At 60.0% G+C, this 18273-nt stretch carries 17 protein-coding genes and 2 tRNA genes; 7 read left to right on the top strand and 12 right to left on the bottom strand.

The window, feature by feature from the left end:
• The first annotated feature begins 17 nt into the window (after positions 1 to 17).
• Positions 18 to 212: a hypothetical protein gene (locus BW979_RS24650; protein ID WP_076386115.1), complete on the top strand. Its 195-nt coding sequence runs from the start codon at positions 18 to 20 to the stop codon at positions 210 to 212.
• Here the strand turns inward: BW979_RS24650 and BW979_RS24645 are convergent, their stop codons facing one another.
• Positions 213 to 635, bottom strand: coding sequence for a PA3611 family quorum-sensing-regulated virulence factor (locus BW979_RS24645; RefSeq protein ID WP_047230027.1), 423 nt, complete (start codon positions 633 to 635; stop codon positions 213 to 215).
• 181 nt (positions 636 to 816) lie between these two features.
• Here BW979_RS24645 and BW979_RS24640 point away from each other — a divergent pair, with 181 nt between their 5' ends.
• The 3 genes from BW979_RS24640 to BW979_RS24630 all read left to right on the top strand — a co-directional run bounded on the left by BW979_RS24640 (position 817) and on the right by BW979_RS24630 (position 2870).
• Entirely contained in the window at positions 817 to 1560 is a 744-nt protein-coding gene (locus BW979_RS24640) for a tRNA-uridine aminocarboxypropyltransferase (RefSeq protein ID WP_047230028.1), read from the top strand.
• Positions 1561 to 1784: 224 nt separating this feature from the next.
• The gene (gene erdR, locus BW979_RS24635; RefSeq protein WP_047230029.1) at positions 1785 to 2438 is read left to right on the top strand and encodes a response regulator transcription factor ErdR; all 654 of its coding nucleotides are present in this window, start codon (positions 1785 to 1787) and stop codon (positions 2436 to 2438) included.
• Positions 2439 to 2507: 69 nt separating this feature from the next.
• Positions 2508 to 2870, top strand: a complete 363-nt coding sequence (locus BW979_RS24630) for a diacylglycerol kinase (protein ID WP_047230030.1) — start codon at positions 2508 to 2510, stop codon at positions 2868 to 2870.
• An 11-nt stretch (positions 2871 to 2881) separates the two neighbouring features.
• Here the strand turns inward: BW979_RS24630 and BW979_RS24625 are convergent, their stop codons facing one another.
• Positions 2882 to 3808, bottom strand: coding sequence for a LysR family transcriptional regulator (locus tag BW979_RS24625; protein WP_047230031.1), 927 nt, complete (start codon positions 3806 to 3808; stop codon positions 2882 to 2884).
• Between the two features lie 121 nt (positions 3809 to 3929).
• Here BW979_RS24625 and fpr point away from each other — a divergent pair, with 121 nt between their 5' ends.
• The gene (gene fpr / locus BW979_RS24620) at positions 3930 to 4709 is read left to right on the top strand and encodes a ferredoxin-NADP reductase (protein ID WP_003184787.1); all 780 of its coding nucleotides are present in this window, start codon (positions 3930 to 3932) and stop codon (positions 4707 to 4709) included.
• A gap of 207 nt (positions 4710 to 4916) precedes the next feature.
• On the opposite strand, the gene tsaA is transcribed toward fpr, so the two are convergent.
• The 5 genes from tsaA to rimO form a co-directional block, all read right to left on the bottom strand.
• Positions 4917 to 5615, bottom strand: a complete 699-nt coding sequence (gene tsaA / locus BW979_RS24615; protein WP_047230032.1) for a tRNA (N6-threonylcarbamoyladenosine(37)-N6)-methyltransferase TrmO — start codon at positions 5613 to 5615, stop codon at positions 4917 to 4919.
• Positions 5616 to 5629: 14 nt separating this feature from the next.
• Positions 5630 to 6091: a DUF1456 family protein gene (locus BW979_RS24610; RefSeq protein WP_047230033.1), complete on the bottom strand. Its 462-nt coding sequence runs from the start codon at positions 6089 to 6091 to the stop codon at positions 5630 to 5632.
• Between the two features lie 62 nt (positions 6092 to 6153).
• On the bottom strand, positions 6154 to 6864 hold the full coding sequence (locus BW979_RS24605) for an rRNA pseudouridine synthase (RefSeq protein ID WP_047230034.1): 711 nt from the start codon (positions 6862 to 6864) through the stop codon (positions 6154 to 6156).
• A gap of 73 nt (positions 6865 to 6937) precedes the next feature.
• Complete coding sequence (locus BW979_RS24600; RefSeq protein WP_047230035.1) at positions 6938 to 7411, bottom strand: GNAT family N-acetyltransferase; 474 nt, start codon at positions 7409 to 7411, stop codon at positions 6938 to 6940.
• Between the two features lie 157 nt (positions 7412 to 7568).
• A complete protein-coding gene (rimO, locus tag BW979_RS24595; RefSeq protein WP_047230036.1) occupies positions 7569 to 8909 on the bottom strand; it encodes a 30S ribosomal protein S12 methylthiotransferase RimO in 1341 nt (446 codons plus the stop codon).
• 334 nt (positions 8910 to 9243) lie between these two features.
• On the opposite strand from rimO, the gene BW979_RS24590 reads away from it, so the two are divergent.
• Complete coding sequence (locus tag BW979_RS24590) at positions 9244 to 11085, top strand: potassium transporter Kup (protein ID WP_370695188.1); 1842 nt, start codon at positions 9244 to 9246, stop codon at positions 11083 to 11085.
• A 224-nt stretch (positions 11086 to 11309) separates the two neighbouring features.
• Here the strand turns inward: BW979_RS24590 and BW979_RS24585 are convergent, their stop codons facing one another.
• The 4 genes from BW979_RS24585 to BW979_RS24570 form a co-directional block, all read right to left on the bottom strand.
• Positions 11310 to 12593, bottom strand: a complete 1284-nt coding sequence (locus BW979_RS24585; RefSeq protein ID WP_076386111.1) for a virulence factor family protein — start codon at positions 12591 to 12593, stop codon at positions 11310 to 11312.
• Complete coding sequence (mprF, locus tag BW979_RS24580) at positions 12593 to 15235, bottom strand: bifunctional lysylphosphatidylglycerol flippase/synthetase MprF (protein WP_076386109.1); 2643 nt, start codon at positions 15233 to 15235, stop codon at positions 12593 to 12595. The genes BW979_RS24585 and mprF overlap by 1 nt, the downstream gene beginning before the upstream one ends.
• 152 nt (positions 15236 to 15387) lie before the next feature.
• A tRNA-Met gene (locus tag BW979_RS24575) sits at positions 15388 to 15464 on the bottom strand.
• Positions 15465 to 15718: 254 nt separating this feature from the next.
• Positions 15719 to 15795 (bottom strand) — tRNA-Met (locus BW979_RS24570).
• Positions 15796 to 16077: 282 nt separating this feature from the next.
• Here BW979_RS24570 and dinB point away from each other — a divergent pair.
• Positions 16078 to 17139 carry a DNA polymerase IV gene (gene dinB / locus BW979_RS24565; protein WP_076386106.1) on the top strand — a complete coding sequence of 354 codons (1062 nt, stop codon included), beginning with the start codon at positions 16078 to 16080 and terminating at the stop codon, positions 17137 to 17139.
• A gap of 177 nt (positions 17140 to 17316) precedes the next feature.
• Here the strand turns inward: dinB and BW979_RS24560 are convergent, their stop codons facing one another.
• Positions 17317 to 18270, bottom strand: coding sequence for a hypothetical protein (locus BW979_RS24560; RefSeq protein ID WP_076386104.1), 954 nt, complete (start codon positions 18268 to 18270; stop codon positions 17317 to 17319).
• Between the last annotated feature and the right edge of the window lie 3 nt (positions 18271 to 18273).

Below are 18273 nucleotides of genomic sequence, written 5' to 3'. Positions count from 1 at the left end.
GCATGGAGGCGGGACTGATGACCAGAGTAACTTTGGAGCTCGACAAGCAGTTGTACCTGACGCTGTTGGAAGCGGCTCATGCTAATCGGGTAAGCCTCGAGGAGGAGTGCTGTCGCCGGTTGGAAGGCCGAGCATGGCGCTCGCGCTACCTGCAGGCGCTGGTGGCGGAACTGCGCGCCGACGATGAGCAGCGGCGCGCCAGTTCGGGTTGATTATTTTTTGGTCTTGGCCGGTTTCGGGCAGTCGGATTCCTGGAAGCGCTCAGTCGCAATGGGGCGATTGGTCTTAACTTCGGTGAACTCGTAGCGCATGGTCGCGCCCTGGGCCATCAATTTGCGCAAGCCTGGGTTGGTACACACGGTGGCACCCAGCTGGAAATAGACGGCCTTGGGGTCGGCCCGCATTTTCTGGGCATGGCTGCTTTGCACGCTCAGATGATTGATCAGCTCAGTGCCTTCTACGGTGTAGCCCTGGTCGAGAATGTCCTCGTTGATTGCCCGGGGCGTGCCGGCGCTGCTTTGCGCGGCTACATTGCGCAGCATCTTGTTCAGTTCGAGTTCTTTCAGCGAAGCGGCCTGTGCGGTGACGGACGTCGCCAGTAGCACGGCAACGGTGGGGACGATAAGGCGCAGCATGAAACTCTCCTGGTTCAGTGACTGGTGGTTCGACCGGTCACATGGCTGTGCGTTCAGTGGTGGCGAATTATAGGGTAGGCCGGGTGGACGGTACAGGTTTGCGCGCTCTGGTAGACTGCCGGCCTTTATCCTGCCGAGTCTTGTTCGTGTCGATTTTCCCTGCCTGTCGGCGTCGCCTGCGATGAACCATGCCCCTAACGCCGTAGCCCGTCTGCGCGACCTGCGCATCGATGAAGGTATCAAGCCGATTCAGGCCCGTGGCTGGCGCGCGCCCCGTTGCAGCGCCTGCCGGGTGATCGAGAGCCATTGCCTGTGCGCCTGGCGTCCGAGCGTCGAGGCTCGTTCGGGTGTCTGCCTGATCATGACCAACAAGGAAGTGTTCAAGCCGAGCAACACGGGTTGGCTGATTGCTGACGTAGTGCGCGACAATCACGCGTTCATCTGGTCACGCACCGACGTCGACGAACAACTGCTGGCGCTGCTCAACGACCCGCAATGGCAGCCATATCTGGTGTTTCCCGGTGAGTATGTCGAACCATCGCGGGTCACACATACCGTCAACCTCGATCAGGGCAAGCGTCCGTTGTTCATTCTGCTGGATGCGACCTGGACCGAGGCGCGCAAGATTTTCCGTAAAAGCCCGTATTTCGACCGTTTGCCGATTCTGAGCCTGCTGCCCGACAGGCTGTCGCGCTACCGCTTGCGCCGCTCGACTCGCAGCGAGCATCTATGCACCGCCGAAGTGGCGGCGTTATGTCTGGAACTGGCTGGGGACAGTGACGCTGCCTCGGCCCTGGATGCCTATTTCGATGTGTTCAGCCAGCATTACCTGGGTGCCAAACGACAGCAGGAGATGGATGTGTCCACTGCAGCCCACGCTGAGTTGCAGCCCTTTATTCGTACGGCGCAGCCAGTGTTGGCTTAATAGTGGCCCATACTGAACACGGTAGCGGCCGTGCTGCTTGACCACCCCGGTTTCGCTGGGCATGCTTGGCGCCGATTAGGGTACGGCCAAGGTTTGAAACGCCGTGTTTTTACGTGTTGGCGTTGAACGTACCCCTTTGATGCCGCGGCATGTCGGTATCTTGAGTTGCTTGGGCGAGGCGTGAGTGCATCAGGCCTGCCATTAAAAACAGGATCATTTGAAAAATGGCCACATACGAAATCCTGATAGCCGATGACCATCCGCTCTTTCGCAGCGCGTTACATCAGGCGGTGACCATGGGGCTGGGCCCCGATGTCCGACTCACGGAAGTGGCCAGTATTGCGGAACTCGAGGCCCGGCTGACTGAAAAGGCCGATTGGGATCTTGTGCTGCTGGATCTGAACATGCCGGGCGCTTATGGTTTTTCCGGGCTGGTCTTGCTGCGCGGCCAATACCCGCAAATTCCTGTGGTGATGGTATCGGCCCAGGAAGAAGCTTCGGTGATGGTCAAGGCCCGGGAGTTCGGCGCCAGTGGTTTCATTCCTAAATCCAGTTCCCTTGAGATGATCCAGGTAGCCGTCAAGGCGGTCCTGGATGGCGATGTGTCCTGGCCTCCCCAGGCATTCGAAGCTGTGAGCGTGTCCGACGAAGCCAAGGCCGCCAGCGAAGGGCTGGCCAGCCTCACTCCGCAGCAGTTCCGCGTGTTGACCATGGTGTGTGAAGGTCTGCTGAACAAGCAGATTGCCTATGAGTTGAACGTGTCCGAAGCCACCATCAAGGCCCATGTCACTGCAATCTTTCGTAAACTGAATGTGCGCACCCGGACCCAGGCAGCCTTGCTGCTGCAGCAACTTGAGTCCATTTCACCGCAATCGTAGCGTTTTGTTCACGCTTTTTTGACCGGGTTTGAATTAGCTTCTCCACCCCTTTTGATCAGTTGCCCACTTATGTCGCCTTTTAAAGGCCAAACCGGCCTGAAACGCATCCTCAACGCCTCCGGCTATTCTCTGGACGGCCTGCGCGCGGCCTTCGTCGGTGAAGCCGCGTTTCGTCAGTTGGTCTTGCTCGACGTCATCCTGATTCCGTTGTCGTTCTTCCTGAATGTCAGCCGTGTCGAGCAGGCGCTACTGATTGCGGTCTGCCTGCTGGCATTGATCGTGGAGTTGCTCAACTCGGCGGTGGAGGCGGCCATCGACCGCATTTCCCTGGAGCTGCACCCGTTGTCGAAAAATGCCAAGGACATGGGCAGTGCCGCTCAGTTCGTTGCTTTGAGCATGATTGCCTTGGTGTGGGGCCTGATTTTGCTCTAGTGCCCCGGCGCTCAGGCAATGGGGGGCAGGACGATTTCGTCGCTGCGCTGCACGCCAGCGGTGAATGCCCGGCACAGCTCGAGGAATTCGCGCATGGCCGACGTCTGGTATTTTTGTTTGTGCCAGATGAAATAAAACTGCCGGGCCAGGTCCATGTCCGGGGTTTCCACGGCTACGAGACTGCCGCGCCGGAAGGCGTCACGCAGGGCCAGGCGTGAAATGCAGCCAATCCCCAGGCCTGATTCCACGGCTCGCTTGATGGCTTCGGTGTGTTCCAGTTCCAGACGCACGTTCAGCGCACTGCGATGGTGACGCATGGCCTGGTCGAAGGTCAGGCGGGTGCCGGAACCTTGCTCCCGCAGAATCCACGCCTCATGGGTCAGTTCCTCCATGGTCGCCTGGCCGCGTTTGGCCAGCGGATGTTGAGGGGCGCAAAACACCACCAGTTCATCCTCGACCCAGCTCTGGACCTCGATGTCCGGATGGCTGCAGTCGCCTTCGATTAGACCCAGATCAATTTCATAGTGAGCAACCTGGTGCACGATATTGGCAGTGTTTTGCACATGCAGCTTCACCTGGCTTTCCGGATGACGCTGCATGAAACTGCCGATCAGCAAGGTCGCCAGGTAATTGCCGATGGTCAGGGTGGCGCCCACCGCCAGTGAGCCGAAACCGGACTTGCCGTTGAGCAGGTCTTCGATCTCCTTGGATTGGTCCAGCAGCGCCACCGCCTGGGGCAGCAGTTGTTTGCCCAAGGCATTGAGACTCAGGCGTTTGCCGGCGCGGTCGAACAATTGGCAGCTGGACTGGCGCTCCAGTTCGGTGATGGAGGTGCTGGCCGCCGACTGCGAAAGATTGAGCAGGCCCGCGGCACGGGACACGCTCTCTTGCTGGGCGACGGCGACGAAGACTTGAAGTTGACGTAGAGTAAATCGCATATCGATATAACCGATAACCCTTATCTTAATAATTCATTTAACAGATATTGTCGCCGCCATTAGAATGCGATGCAATTGCGCAAATTAACGACGCAGGCATCATTCCCAGGAGTCCCCGTACATGAGCAACATGAACCACGAGCGTGTCCTCAGTGTTCATCACTGGAACGACACTCTGTTCAGCTTCAAGTGCACCCGTGATCCGGGCCTGCGCTTCGAGAACGGTCAGTTCGTGATGATCGGCCTGCAGCAGCCCAACGGCCGCCCGCTTATGCGCGCTTACTCGATCGCCAGTCCGAACTGGGAAGAGCATCTCGAATTTTTCAGCATCAAGGTGCCTGACGGCCCGTTGACTTCCCAGTTGCAGCATCTGAAGGAAGGCGACGAGATCATCATCAGCAAGAAGCCCACCGGCACCCTGGTGCTGGACGATCTCAAGCCTGGCAAGCATTTGTACTTGCTGAGCACTGGCACCGGGTTGGCGCCATTCATGAGCGTGATCCAGGATCCGGAAACCTACGAGCGTTTCGAAAAAGTGATCCTGTGCCACGGCGTACGTTACGTCAATGAAGTTGCCTACCGCGAGTTCATTACCGAACACCTGCCGCAGAACGAATTCTTTGGCGAAGCGCTGCGTGACAAACTGATCTACTACCCGACCGTTACTCGCGAACCGTTCGAGAACGAAGGCCGCCTGACCGACTTGATGCGCAGCGGCAAGCTGTTTCGCGACATCGGCCTGCCGCCGATCAACCCGCAGGACGACCGCGCCATGCTGTGCGGTAGCCCGAGCATGCTCGACGAGACCAGCGAAGTGCTCAACAGTTTCGGCCTGACTGTTTCGCCGCGCATGCGTGAGCCGGGTGATTACCTGATCGAGCGGGCGTTTGTAGAGAAGTAACCCTCGGTTTATGCGGTGGTTGATCGATCGCCATCGCGAGCAGGCTCGCTCCCACAATGGAATATGTGGGAACACAAATCTTGTGGCCACTGAAGTTCAAAGGTGGGAGCGAGCCTGCTCGCGATAGCCGCAACCCGGTCTGCAGTTACCCATGAAAAAGCCCGCGCTACCTGAAGAAGGCAGCGCGGGCTTTTTCGTTTCTGGCGGTTACGATTTCGCCGGAATCACTTCCAGCACCTTGATCACCCCGGGCTGCGGATAGTGCCAACGCACATCCAGATCCCAGAACTGCGCACCATATTCCCGTTCGGGCGTAGGAATCTGGTACGCCGGACGTGGGTCTTGGGCCAGGCACTGTTCGATCAGCTCCACCAGGGGTTCTTCCAGGCGCTTGGCGTGGTCGCGGGCCTGATGCAGGGCAGAGCTGGCCCATCGCACCGCAATCAGCTCAGGCGCTGCGCTGGCGATGTTGTTGTGCGCCGAGCCGATGATGTCTGCGTAGGGCACGTAGGGTTTGATATCCAGCACTGGGGTGCCGTCCAGCAAGTCGATGCCCGAGATCCACAGGCGCCCGGCTTCGACCCGCTCCAGTTTCACCACCGACTGGCCGATGCCGTTGGGGCGATGGGTGGCACGAGTGGCGAACACCCCCATGGACTTATTGCCGCCCAGACGCGGCGGGCGCACTTTCAGCCGTGGCTTGTCTTCCAGGGCCTGGTGGAACAGGAACAGCAGCCAGACATGGCTGACCTGCTCCAGGCCCTGCACCGCATCGCCCTGATCGAATGGCGCCACCAACTCCAGCACACCGCGCGCGGCCGGGGCCAGTTGCGGTTGACGGGGAATGGCGAACTTCTCCTTGAAGCAGGAGCGGACGTAGCCGATGGGGGAGACGTTGTAGGTCATGGTTCGGCGGGAAATCAGCCGCGAACGCGCAGCGTCAGGCCCTTGAGGAAGTTGCGCAGTAACTGGTCACCGCACGGGCGGTAGTTGGTGTGACCGAACTTGCGGAACAATGCGCTCAGTTCCGGCTTGGATACCGGGAACTCCGCGGCCTTGAGGATGGCGTGCATATCGTCTTCCTTCAGTTCGAAGGCCACCCGCAGCTTCTTGAGGATGATGTTGTTGGTGACCGGCACTTCGATTGGCTGCGGTGGACGGCTTTCGTCCTTGCCGCGCTTGAAGATCACCAGGCCGTCGAGAAAATGCGCCATGACTTCGTCAGGGCAGAACACGAAGCCTTCTTCCTCGTCTTTCTTGAGGTAACCCACCAGATCCGCCATGGGCACTTCCAGGCCACCCAGCTTGATGATCTCGATGACTTTTTTGTCGCTGATGTCGAGCATGTAGCGCACGCTGCGAAGTACGTCGTTGTGAACCATGTGTGCAATCCTGATCAATCGGCAGTGGGCGCCGCAGCTCGGTGCGGCGCCGGAAAAAGAAACTAGAACTTCTCTTTGGTGGACAGGTAACGCCACTGGCCCAGGGGCACCTTACCGATGGACACGCCGCCAATGCGGATGCGTCGAATGGCCACCACCTTGAGGCCGACCGCCTGGCAAAACAGCGCGATCACCCCCGGTTGCGGGTTCTTCATGGCAAAGCGCAAGCGGTTCTCGTTCTGCCAACTGGCCTTGACCGCCGGCAACTCCTTGCCTTTGTAGGTCAGGCCATGGTTCAGGCGATTGAGGCCATGGGCGACCATTTCGCCTTCGACTTCCACCACGTACTCCTGCTCGATCTTGGCGGCGTCGGCGGTGAGCTTGCGCAGAATCTTCCAGTCCTGGGTGAACACCAGCAACCCACTGGCGTTGGCCTGCAGGTCGGCACTGGCGGTCAGGCGCAGAAAATGGCCCTTGAGGGGGCGCTTGCCGAAGCGGTGTTCTTCGCTCAGGGTCTGTGGTCCAAGGGACGCCATCGCCGTGTCTGCATCCATGCCCGCCGGGGCGTTCAACAGGAGGGTGACCGGCTCTGGCGCGGTGGCCTTGGCCTCGGGGTCGAGTTCGACTTTCTGGGTAGTGACCTTGAACTGCGGTTCGTCGATCACTTCGCCGTCCACGGTGACCCAGCCGCCCTCGATGAACAGCTCAGCCTCCCGACGGGAACAGCCGACGAGTTCGATGAGGCGTTTGGAGAGACGAATCGGGTCAGTCATGACAGGGCCGTAACAAAAAGAGGGTGGGCATTGTACCTGCCTGGCGCCGGTTAATCGCGGGTCCATTTGCCTTTTAGCCGCGTTGGACCTTCAGGTCGGGCTGTTTGTAGCGCATGTGCAGCAACGGGTACGGCTGGTTCATGCCGTCCTTTGCCGAACGGCCAACCACTTCGAAGCCTTGCTTGAGGTAAAAACCCAAGGCTTGCGGGTTCTGTTCGTTGACATCCAGCTGATCGGCGTTCATGTGCTCCATGGCATAACGCAACAGCTGTTTGCCCAGGCCCTGGCCACGGTGTTGCGGGTCGATGAAAAGCATCTCGATCTTGCCGGCTGCGACGCCGGCGAAACCGGTAATGCGCTGGCGAGTGTCCCGGGTGCAGATGAGCATGACCGCGTCCAGGTAACGGGTGAGCACCAGATTCTTCAACAGTTCGATGTAGCTGTCCGGCAGAAAATCGTGGGTGGCGCGTACCGAGGCCTCCCAGACCCGGGTCAGTTCCTGATAGTCGCTGGATTTCGGTGTGTGGATGACCGAATGCTGACGCATGCCCGCCTGCTCCTTGTGCTGGATATCTCCATACGATAGCTGCAAAAAAGCCTCGCATCTTGTGAGGATAGCGAGGCTCTTCAATTTTTCGGCCTGTGAAGGAACCTGTGGGAGCTCGGCTCCCACAGGTATCACATTGAGTCTGTGAAGCAGCAGCTCAACCGATCTGTTCAGCCCACAGATCGTATTCGTCAGCGTCGGTCACCTTGCACCAGACCTTGTCGCCCGGCTTGAGATTGCTGCCGTTGTCGATGAATACGTTGCCATCGATTTCCGGGGCGTCGAAGAAGCAGCGGCCCACGGCGCCTTGTTCATCCACTTCATCCACCAGTACTTCGATTTCACGGCCGATGCGCATTTGCAGGCGCGCCGAGCTGATGGCCTGCTGGTGCGCCATGAAACGCTCCCAACGATCCTGCTTGACCTCGTCCGGCACCACATCCAGGTCCAGGTCGTTGGCCGGTGCGCCTTCGACGGGCGAATACTGGAAGCAACCGACGCGGTCGAGCTGGGCTTCGGTCAGCCAATCCAGCAGGTACTGGAAGTCTTCCTCGGTTTCGCCAGGGAAGCCGACGATGAAGGTCGAGCGGATGATCAGGTCCGGGCAGATCTGGCGCCAGTTCTTGATGCGGGCCAGGGTCTTGTCTTCGAAAGCCGGGCGCTTCATGGCCTTGAGGACTTTCGGGCTGGCGTGCTGGAACGGGATGTCCAGGTACGGCAGGATCTTGCCGGCGGCCATCAGCGGGATCAGTTCGTCGACATGCGGATACGGGTAGACGTAATGCAGGCGGACCCACACGCCGAGGGTGCTGAGGGCTTCGCACAGTTCGGTCATGCGGGTTTTCACCGGCGCGCCGTTCCAGAAGCCAGTGCGGTATTTCACGTCGACGCCATAAGCGCTGGTGTCCTGGGAGATCACCAGCAGCTCCTTGACGCCGGCCTTGACCAGGCGCTGGGCCTCGTCGAGCACATCACCCACCGGGCGGCTTACCAGTTTGCCGCGCATCGAGGGGATGATACAGAAGCTGCAACTGTGGTTGCAGCCTTCGGAAATCTTCAGGTAAGCGTAGTGGCGCGGTGTCAGCTTGATGCCTTGCGGCGGCACCAGGTCGATCAGCGGGTTGTGGTCCTGGCGGGGCGGCACTACGTCGTGCACGGCATTGACGACCTGCTCGTACTGCTGCGGACCGGTCACGGCCAGCACGCTGGGGTGCACGTCGCGGATATTGCCTTCTTCCACACCCATGCAGCCGGTCACGATGACCTTGCCGTTTTCCTTGATGGCTTCGCCGATCACTTCCAGGGACTCGGCCTTGGCCGAATCGATGAAGCCGCAGGTGTTGACCACTACCACGTCGGCGTCCTGGTACGTGGATACGACGTCATAACCTTCCATGCGCAGCTGGGTCAGGATGCGCTCGGAGTCGACCAGAGCCTTCGGGCAACCCAGGGATACGAAGCCAACCTTGGGGTTGGCCGGCGCGGTAGTGGTGGACATGTCTAACCTCGGTGTAGGGGAGATCGTCTCTTGTGGAGACAGGACGCTTGACGCGCCTCTGATCAAAAAGTGCGCAATTCTAGCGGTGCTGGAAGCGCTTGACCAGCTTTATACGGGGAAAAACGACGAGTGCTGCGCTATGCTTCGCGCCGTCCAGCGCAACTGAATCTCTACAGTCAATCATTTGTCTGTAACAGGAAGTAAGGTGGCCTGGACGCAAGGTCAATCAGGGTGCTTCTTTCCAGCAGCGCGGATCAGGTAGTGGGAGTGTTGGATGGAGCAGGCAGAGAGTCAGGTGTCGGGTACCGGGCATGCAGCGGCCAGGCCCGTGGGAATGTTGGTGGCCGCCGCGGGGGTGGTCTATGGCGACATCGGCACCAGTCCCTTGTACACCATCAAGGAAGTGTTTTCCGGTCAATATGGTGTGCAGGTCAACCATGACGGAGTGTTCGGGATTCTGGCGCTGATCTTCTGGTCGTTGGTCTGGGTCGTCTCGATCAAATACGTGCTGTTTATCCTGCGCGCTGACAACCAGGGCGAAGGCGGCATCATGTCGTTGACCGCGCTGGCCCGGCGGGCGTCCACCCCTTATCCCCGGTTGCGTTCGGTGCTGGTGATTCTCGGGCTGATCGGCGCCTCGTTGTTTTACGGTGACAGCATGATCACCCCGGCCATTTCCGTATTGTCGGCCGTGGAGGGTCTGGAAGTGGCCTTTGATGGGCTGGATCACTGGGTTGTGCCGATGGCGCTGGTGATTCTGGTGGCGCTTTTCCTGATTCAGAAACACGGGACCGATCGGATCGGTAAATTGTTCGGGCCGGTCATGGTGCTGTGGTTCGTGGTCCTTGGCGGCCTGGGCATTCATGGCATTGTCCAGCATCCGCAGGTGCTCGAGGCGTTGAACCCGGCCTGGGGCGTGCGCTTTTTCATGGTGCATCCGGGGGTTGGCGTTGCGATCCTGGGGGCCGTGGTACTGGCCTTGACCGGCGCCGAAGCCTTGTATGCGGACATGGGGCATTTCGGCCGCAAACCGATTGCCCGGGCCTGGTTCGTCTTGGTGTTGCCAGGACTGGTGCTCAACTATTTCGGTCAGGGCGCCTTGCTGTTGGAGAACCCGGAGGCCGCTCGTAACCCGTTTTATCTGTTGGCCCCAGGCTGGGCGCTGGTGCCGCTGGTGGTGCTCTCGACCTTCGCCACGGTGATCGCATCCCAAGCGGTGATTTCCGGCGCGTTTTCCCTCACACGCCAAGCCATCCAGCTCGGCTATATCCCGCGCATGTACATCCAGCACACCTCCAGCGCCGAACAAGGGCAGATCTACATCGGCGCGGTGAACTGGGCGTTGATGGTTGGCGTGATCCTGCTGGTGCTTGGCTTCGAGTCGTCCGGCGCGTTGGCCTCTGCCTATGGCGTGGCAGTGACCGGCACCATGCTGATCACCAGCATCCTGGTGTCGGCGGTGGCGTTGCTGCTGTGGAAATGGCCACCTCTGCTGACGGTGCCGTTGCTGGTCGGTTTTCTATTGGTGGACGGCCTGTTCTTTGCCGCCAATGTCCCGAAAATCCTGCAGGGTGGCGCATTTCCGGTGTTGGCGGGGATCGTGTTGTTCATTCTGATGACCACGTGGAAGCGCGGGAAGGAACTGTTGGTAGATCGGTTGGATGAAGGCGCTCTGCCGTTGCCGGTATTTATCAGCAGCATCCGTGTCGAACCTCCCCATCGGGTCAAGGGCACGGCGGTTTTCCTCACTGCTCGCCCGGATGCCGTGCCTCACGCGCTGCTCCATAACCTGTTGCACAACCAGGTGCTGCACGAGCAAGTGGTGCTGTTGACGGTGGTGTACGAAGACATCCCCCGGGTGCCGCCGCAACGGCGCTTCGAGGTGGATTCCTACGGCGAAGGTTTCTTCCGGGTGATCCTGCACTTTGGTTTCACTGACGAACCGGACGTGCCACAGGCTCTCAGGCTGTGTCATCTGGATGAGCTGGACTTCAGCCCGATGCGCACCACCTATTTCCTCAGCCGCGAGACGGTCATCGCTTCCAAGCTTGAAAGCATGGCCCGTTGGCGCGAAGTGCTATTCGCCTTCATGCTGAAAAACGCCAACGGCAATTTGCGCTTTTTCAATTTGCCGCTGAACCGGGTGATTGAACTGGGGACCCAGGTGGAAATGTAGCCCAAACAAAAAAGCCCCCGTTGTCTTGTGGCAGCGGGGGCTTTTTGATGGGCGTGGGGTTGAGTGGACAACAATTTGTGGCGAGGGGATTTATCCCCGTTGGGTTGCGAAGCAACCCTCTGGATTTTCCTGGGTTCATGACCTGTGCGAGTGCTTCGCACTCGAGCGGGGATAAATCCCTCGCCACATTAGGTTCGCAGGGTTCACAAAAAACCAGCCTCAGCTCACTGTTCGGCGTTCTTGTTCTGGCGCTTGTTGATTTCGTCCACCAGGCGCTTGGCCAGCGCCGGATAGTTCTCGTCGAAATGATGGCCACCAGGTAGCTGGATGGCTTCGCCCACCGCGGTCTTGTCGGTACAGCCACTTTCAGCCGCTTCTTCTACGCCGTAGATGCACACGACTTTGTCGGCGGGCAGCTTGGCCATTTCCGGGCCCGTGGCGGCTTCGGTGCCGGCATTGCCGAGCCAGCCTTCGACTTCGATCTCGAAGCTGCCGGTGCGCGCGAAGGCCAGCAGGATGATTGCGTCGACCCCTTGCTGTTCGCTGGCCGGAAGGCGATTGTAGATTGCGGGCAGTACGTCGGCGCCGAAGGAATATCCGGTCAGGATGAAGCGCTTGGTGCCCCAGACCTGACGGTAGTGCTGCATCAGTTCGGTGAGGTCCTGGGCGCTTTGTTCCGGACTCTTGTGCTGCCAGTAGTAGCGCAGGGTGTCGATGCCGACGACCGGGTAACCGATCTTGGCCATTTCTTCGGCCACGTCCCGATCCAGGTCCCGCCAGCCGCCGTCTCCGGAGAGAAACAGCGTCACGGTGTCCCGGGCCTGGCTGGCCGGCACTTCCACTACGGGAATGCCCAGGCCGCCCTGGTCGGTGCCTACCAGGATCTTGTGCAGTTCGTTGTTCAGCACCTGTGGCAGGTTGATGTCGTAGTTGCTGATGCTGGTTTCAGCGTTCGGTTGATCCCGGACGAAACCGGCGCTGGTGTCGTCGGGGTTGTCATTCCAGGCCACCAGCCAGTGGCCGTGGGCCGCGCTTTTAGGCAGCAGGTGGGTGCAGCCGGGTTTTTCCAGGGCCAGGTCCACCGAAACGGCCTGGGCCTTGTCGTTCTTCTGCTCCGCCAGCCAGCGCCAGGCCAGCACGGCTCCGGGGCCGATACCGCTGACCAGCGTTGCCGGCCCCTGGAGCTGCTTCAGGCCGGCCTGCAGGGCACGGCCTTGCAGCATGCAGTCCTTGGGCAGGATCACCTGGACGATTTGCGCCGAGCCGCTGCGGCTGAGGGTCAGCAATTGCGTGTCGCTGAGTTTCTGCTCTTCGTTGACCGCCACCAGCACTTGGGCGCGGGGCGGGGTGCCGGGAATGATCCGGGTCATGGGGGCACCGTCGACCGGCGTCAGCTGTTCAAGGGTCGGTTGCGGGGCAGGGCGGTTCCAGTACCAGTAACCGCCACCGAGAATCACCGCCACCACCAGCAGGGTGGCCACTACGTATCGCCAGGAGCGTTGCATCATCAGCGTTTCACCAATCCAGTCAGGCCGCCTGCAATCAGGGCGGCGGTATCGGCCAGAGCTACCAGCGGATCGAGTCCGGCGGGCACGGCCATGTAACGAGGTTCCCAGTCAGGCTGGAATTTATCTTTGAAACGGCGCAGGCCCTGGAAGTTGTAGAGCTGTTCGCCACGGCGGAACACCATCGAACCCAGACGCTGGGTCAGCGGTGCGCCGCGTCGCGGTTGCAGGCCCGACAGGGGGACCATTCCGAGGCTGAAGCGGGCATAGTCATGGGCTTTGTAATGCTGAATCAGCCCGACCATCATGAATTCCATGGTCAGTTTCGGGGCGTCGGGATGGGCGCGCATCAGATCGAGGCTGGCCAATTCATGGCTGTGCGTCTCCAGCAGATTGGCGAACGCCACCGGGCGGCCTTCGAAACGAATCACTGCGATGCGGAAATGCTTGAGGTAGTCATCGCTGAAGCGGCCAAGTGAAAAGCCTTTTTCCCGCACGTTCTTGCCGGTCAGCCAGGCGTCGGAAATGACCTTCAGCTCATCCATCGGCGCCTGGCCCGGTTCGTGGATCTCCAGCGACAGGCCGTCCCGGGTACCGCGGTTCCAGGTGTAGCGCAAGTCCTTCATCTCTTTGCCCTTGGCTTCGAGATCGAAATGCTTGAGGTCGACCCGTGCTTCTTCACCCAGCTTGATCGCGGTCAGGCCGATGTCCATGTAATACGGCAGGTTCTCGGCGCGAACCTGATAGAACACCGGGCGCGCATGATGGATATCGCAAAGGTCGCGGAACTGCCAGATCATTTCTGCGCGTTGCTGGGTAGGGCCGATCGGGTCGTACAATGCCACCAGACTGCGGCCACGGCGGGCATACATCAGAAATGCTTCGTCGTTGGGATGAAACAGCAATGCCTTGTCACCGGTCAGGGCCAGGCCGCCGTCGGGTTGTGAAGAGGCCATGAGAATCTTTTTGGCTCGCTCCAGTTCTTCTGCCGCCGGCAGCTGGATCACCGGGCGGGCGGTACGCAGCAGCCAGGTAAGGGACACCACTACCAGCAGCACCGCCGCGCCCAGCAGTGAGCGCAGACCACGAGGTGCGTCGGCATCGAGGGTGAATTGCCACCACAGTTCATGGCTGTAGGGCACGTCCTGGTATGCAAACAGCAGCAGCCAGATTGACGCGCCGAGCACGCATAGGCTGGCAATCAGAAACAGCGGCGAAAATGGCAACTCGGTCAGGCGACTCGGACGATAAAACGAACGCCGGAACACCGCCAACAAACTGGCCGTCAGCGTCAGCAGCGTGGCCTCTTCCCAATCGAAGCCCTTGAGCAGTGAGAGCAGGGCGCCCACCAACAGTAAAACGGTGGTCAGCATCCAGGCAGCAGACAAGCGACGGCGCAGACCCTGGGCGAGCAACAGGCACAACACGCCCACAAGGCTGGCGCCCAGGTGCGAGGCGTCCACCAGCCGATGAGGGATCAGGAAACCAATGTGCTCCAGGCGAGTATCGATTTCCGGGGTCACGCCGGAAAACAGCAGCACCACGCCCGATAGGAACACCAGCACCGCGAGGATCGGCGCCGCCAGGCCCGACGCTACCCGCAGGGACTGGCGGGCCTGGAACAGCCGTTGCGCCTCATTGATCAGCAACAACACACAGGCCACCAGCATCGGCAGCAGGACATAGATCAAGCGATACAAAAGCAGGGCGGCGGCCAAAGGCGCGGCCCCCAGTTTGTCGGCGAAGGCCGCCAGCAGGATCGCTTCGAACACCCCGACCCCGCCCGGTACATGACTGAGTACGCCGGCTGCCAGCGCCAACAGGTACACCAGCAGGAATGCGCCGAACGGTGGTGTTTCGGGCAACAACAAGTACAGCACCGTGGCGGCCGCCGCGACATCCAGCGTGGTGATGATCAGTTGCAGGAGCGTCAAGCGTCGGCCCGGCAGGCGCAGGGTGCGGCGCCCGGCCTTGATCAGCAGGCTGTCCCGATAGGGCTGTTCTGGCAGGCGCCGACGGTAGATGCCGATAGCCAGCGCACAGGTGAGCAGCAGCACCGCCACGCAGATCGCTCCCAGCCAGGTGGCCGGCAAGTGCAGGGCGGCGGAAGCGGCGGGCAGATCACTGAGGGTTGCCAGGGCTGCCAGCGGCGGCAGTGCACAGCCCAGGGATAGGCTGGCGAACAGGGTCATGTGGGCGACATCTGTCGCGCCCAGGCCATGGCGGGCATACAGCCGGTAGCGAACCGAGCCCCCCGACAATAACGAGAGCCCGATGGCGTTGCCGATGGCAAAAGCGCTGAATCCGCCCAGGATCAGCGTTTTCGCGGGCAATTTCACACCGGCATAACGGCTGGCGGACCATTCATAGCCCAGCAAGATGACGAATCCGACGACCGTCGCGGCGACTGCGCCGAGCAGGGCTGAGCGCGGCACCTGCATGATCGAGTCGTGCAGAGCGTACAGATCGAGCTCGCTCAGCAGGTGGCGACAGGCAATCAATGCAAGGGCGAACAGCAACAGCGTGACAGCGAGGCCGATAGGCTGACGGTACTGACTGATACGCTCCAGCCAGCGCAAGCGCCCGGCCTTGATCGGTTGTACCGCAGTAACAGTGTCTTGTGGGGCAGACGAGTGAGCGCGCATCAATCACCTCTTGAACTATGCGCGACAGGATGGGGGCAACCCGCTCAGTTACCAATCCCTGCCGAAAAAAATAATTACAAAATATTTGTCATGAAAGCTTTTTTCGACAGGCACAAAAAAGGCCACTCTTTCGAGTAGCCTTTTTTGATGTTTGGTTGCGGGAGCCGGATTTGAACCGACGACCTTCGGGTTATGAGCCCGACGAGCTACCAGACTGCTCCATCCCGCGTCTGTGTGGCGGCATTCTACAGGCGAACGCCTGAGTGTCAACCGTTAAAAGGTGGTGAGGTCAAATAAACGGCCAATTCGTCGCCAACCGAGCTAAACACAAGAAATCAAAAGGAAATTGTCCTACAAGCAGGCAGTCTGCATTGCGTCGCCGTGGGGTTGGGCGAGGTTCGCAGGTCTTCTCTTCACGGCGCCTTGCTCAAAAACAAACGGCCACAAAAAAGGCCACTCTTTCGAGTAGCCTTTCTTGATGTTTGGTTGCGGGAGCCGGATTTGAACCGACGACCTTCGGGTTATGAGCCCGACGAGCTACCAGACTGCTCCATCCCGCGTCTGTGTGGCGGCATTCTACAGAGGATCGGCTGGCTGTCAACCCTGGCGCCAGGAAAATCTGTTCAGCTTCAATTGCTTAGCCTAAGTCCTGGGCATTGTGACAGCGCTGTGACGCAAGCCTGGCAAGGGCTGGCGCTCTATTGGACGCTTCGCTGCGATTGAAGAAATAAATTCACGTAGGCTTTTTCCAGCCGCAGTGAAGGATCTTTTCAACTACTGGTGCTATATACAGTTGTCGGTGCGATACTGGCGTCCCGACTTGTCGCACATCCGCTTCTCTTATGACGCAACGCAAAATCATCCACGTCGACTGTGACTGCTTCTACGCCGCTATCGAGATGCGCGATGACCCGCGGCTGGCTGGCAAACCCCTGGCGGTCGGTGGTTCGGCGGACCGGCGCGGAGTCATCGCGACCTGTAACTACGAGGCCCGGGCCTACGGTGTGCGTTCGGCCATGTCATCCGGACACGCCTTGAAGCTCTGCCCCGACTTGACCATCGTCAAGCCGCGGATGGACGCCTATCGGGAGGCGTCGAAGGAAATTCATACGATCTTCAGCGATTACACTGACTTGATCGAGCCGCTGTCCCTGGATGAGGCCTACCTGGATGTCTCCGCAAGTGCCCATTTCGGTGGGAGTGCCACCCGCATCGCCCAGGACATTCGGCGGCGGGTTTCCAATCAACTGCACATCACGGTGTCCGCCGGCGTCGCTCCCAACAAGTTTCTGGCCAAGATCGCCAGCGATTGGAAAAAGCCCAACGGCTTGTTCGTCATTACCCCGGATCAGGTCGAAGACTTCGTTTCGGCCCTGCCGGTGAGCAAGCTGCATGGGGTGGGTAAAGTGACCGCCGACAAACTGAACAGGCTTGGCATTGTCGATTGCCTGCAGTTGCGTCAATGGGACAAGCTGGCGCTGGTGCGCGAATTCGGCAGTTTCGGTGAGCGCCTCTGGAGCCTGGCTCGTGGGATTGATGAGCGTCTGGTGCACAATGACAGCCGTAGACAGTCCATCAGTGTGGAAAACACCTACGACGTCGATCTGCCTGATCTGACAAGCTGCCTCGATAAACTGCCGGAGCTGATGCAGTCCCTGAGTGGGCGCATCGCCCGGATCGACAGTAGTTATCGACCGGGCAAGCCGTTCGTCAAAGTGAAATTCCATGACTTCACCCAGACCACCCTGGAGCAGGCCGGGGCAGGGCGCGATCTGGGCAGTTACCAGTTGCTATTGACCCAGGCATTCAACCGCGGCGGCAAGCCGGTGCGTTTGTTGGGGATAGGGGTACGGCTGGAGGATCTGCGAGGCGGGTTTGAGCAGTTGGAATTGTTTGAGCGGTGAGGCTGCCACTTACATGAAGGCTTTGCCGGCTCTTGTGGCGAGGGAGCTTGCTCCCGCTGGGCTGCGCAGCAGCCCCAGAAACAGTTGATTCAACTTATCTGGCACACCGAGGTGGCAGGCTTGAGGGCCGCTGCGCGCCCCAGCGGGAGCAAGCTCCCTCGCCACAAGGTTTTGCTGCTAGTTCGCTCCTGGATCCGCCACCAGGCGCCCGCCATCCTTGGTCAGGGCTTTGAGGAATTCGGTCTGTAACTCCGGATCATTGCGGGTCAGTTCGATCAGGCTCTGTTCCAGCTCGCTGGCCTCTTCTTCAAGCCCCAGCTCCGACAGCCGCTTGACCCGATGAACCCACTGGCTCACCTCGTCATCTTCCAGATCGTCGTAGATCAACCCATGGGCTTCCACCAGCTTGCCGCGCAACGTGCTGCTGATGCTCAGGGACGAGTCGGTGTGTACCTCGTCCAGGGCGTCCGTCACGCTGATCTGCAACTTGCCGAAGTGGCTCAGATCATGCTCGGCGAACGGGCTTTCCAGCAGATTCAAACGCAACACGCCATTGCGGTCGGTGCTCAGTTCGAAGGTTTGCCGGGCAGCCTTGACCTGTACCGGGCGTTCGCTCCAGGGCAGGCTCGTGTGTTCGACGCGTTTGTCGCGTTGCACTTCGTCGATTCCGGCCAGGTTCTGCTGGGCGCGGCCATGGGACGGCACGTTCATGAATGGATTGAGCCCGGCGAAGCCGTAGCTGATCCAGTCTCGAGTCGCGCTCTCTGGGAGGTTGCCAAGGGCGAACACATTGACCACATTGGCGCCGACACCCGCCACCACTGCCACCGCGCCCAGCGGAATTTCGTAAACTTCGCGCCAGGGCTGATACGGCGTATAGCGATCATAATGGCGGGTGACTTCGAATTCGGTGACTTCGAAGGTCTTCTGCTCATTGATCCGCACCCGACGTTGCGGCAGTTCGAGTACTTTGGGCTCGCCCACTTCGATATGCAGGCTATGGTCGAGCAGTTTGCGCTCGACCCGCTCTTCGTGCTCGCTGCGTTGCGACATTTGGTTGGCACAGCCGCTGACCAGCAGGGCGCCGCACAGCGCGGCGCCCCAGAGGCCTAAGGTGTTTCGCTTGAACATGAC

The organism is Pseudomonas sp. A214, assembly GCF_900156295.1.
Taxonomy (GTDB): Bacteria; Pseudomonadota; Gammaproteobacteria; order Pseudomonadales; family Pseudomonadaceae; genus Aquipseudomonas; species Aquipseudomonas rhizophila.
This window is presented reverse-complemented; position numbering and strand designations above follow the sequence as displayed.

What these genes read in the sequence shown, in the direction of transcription:
- BW979_RS24560 (WP_076386104.1), bottom strand. Translation starts at nt 18,270, where the DNA reads ATGTTCAAGCGAAACACCTTAGGCCTCTGGGGCGCCGCGCTGTGCGGC.
- mprF (WP_076386109.1), bottom strand. Translation starts at nt 15,235, where the DNA reads ATGCGCGCTCACTCGTCTGCCCCACAAGACACTGTTACTGCGGTACAA.
- tsaA (WP_047230032.1), bottom strand. Translation starts at nt 5,615, where the DNA reads ATGACCTACAACGTCTCCCCCATCGGCTACGTCCGCTCCTGCTTCAAG.
- BW979_RS24625 (WP_047230031.1), bottom strand. Translation starts at nt 3,808, where the DNA reads ATGCGATTTACTCTACGTCAACTTCAAGTCTTCGTCGCCGTCGCCCAG.
- BW979_RS24600 (WP_047230035.1), bottom strand. Translation starts at nt 7,411, where the DNA reads ATGCGTCAGCATTCGGTCATCCACACACCGAAATCCAGCGACTATCAG.
- BW979_RS24630 (WP_047230030.1), top strand. Translation starts at nt 2,508, where the DNA reads ATGTCGCCTTTTAAAGGCCAAACCGGCCTGAAACGCATCCTCAACGCC.
- BW979_RS24590 (WP_370695188.1), top strand. Translation starts at nt 9,244, where the DNA reads ATGTTGGTGGCCGCCGCGGGGGTGGTCTATGGCGACATCGGCACCAGT.
- BW979_RS24585 (WP_076386111.1), bottom strand. Translation starts at nt 12,593, where the DNA reads ATGATGCAACGCTCCTGGCGATACGTAGTGGCCACCCTGCTGGTGGTG.
- BW979_RS24610 (WP_047230033.1), bottom strand. Translation starts at nt 6,091, where the DNA reads ATGGTTCACAACGACGTACTTCGCAGCGTGCGCTACATGCTCGACATC.
- BW979_RS24645 (WP_047230027.1), bottom strand. Translation starts at nt 635, where the DNA reads ATGCTGCGCCTTATCGTCCCCACCGTTGCCGTGCTACTGGCGACGTCC.
- BW979_RS24640 (WP_047230028.1), top strand. Translation starts at nt 817, where the DNA reads ATGAACCATGCCCCTAACGCCGTAGCCCGTCTGCGCGACCTGCGCATC.
- erdR (WP_047230029.1), top strand. Translation starts at nt 1,785, where the DNA reads ATGGCCACATACGAAATCCTGATAGCCGATGACCATCCGCTCTTTCGC.
- BW979_RS24650 (WP_076386115.1), top strand. Translation starts at nt 18, where the DNA reads ATGACCAGAGTAACTTTGGAGCTCGACAAGCAGTTGTACCTGACGCTG.
- rimO (WP_047230036.1), bottom strand. Translation starts at nt 8,909, where the DNA reads ATGTCCACCACTACCGCGCCGGCCAACCCCAAGGTTGGCTTCGTATCC.
- dinB (WP_076386106.1), top strand. Translation starts at nt 16,078, where the DNA reads ATGACGCAACGCAAAATCATCCACGTCGACTGTGACTGCTTCTACGCC.
- BW979_RS24605 (WP_047230034.1), bottom strand. Translation starts at nt 6,864, where the DNA reads ATGACTGACCCGATTCGTCTCTCCAAACGCCTCATCGAACTCGTCGGC.
- fpr (WP_003184787.1), top strand. Translation starts at nt 3,930, where the DNA reads ATGAGCAACATGAACCACGAGCGTGTCCTCAGTGTTCATCACTGGAAC.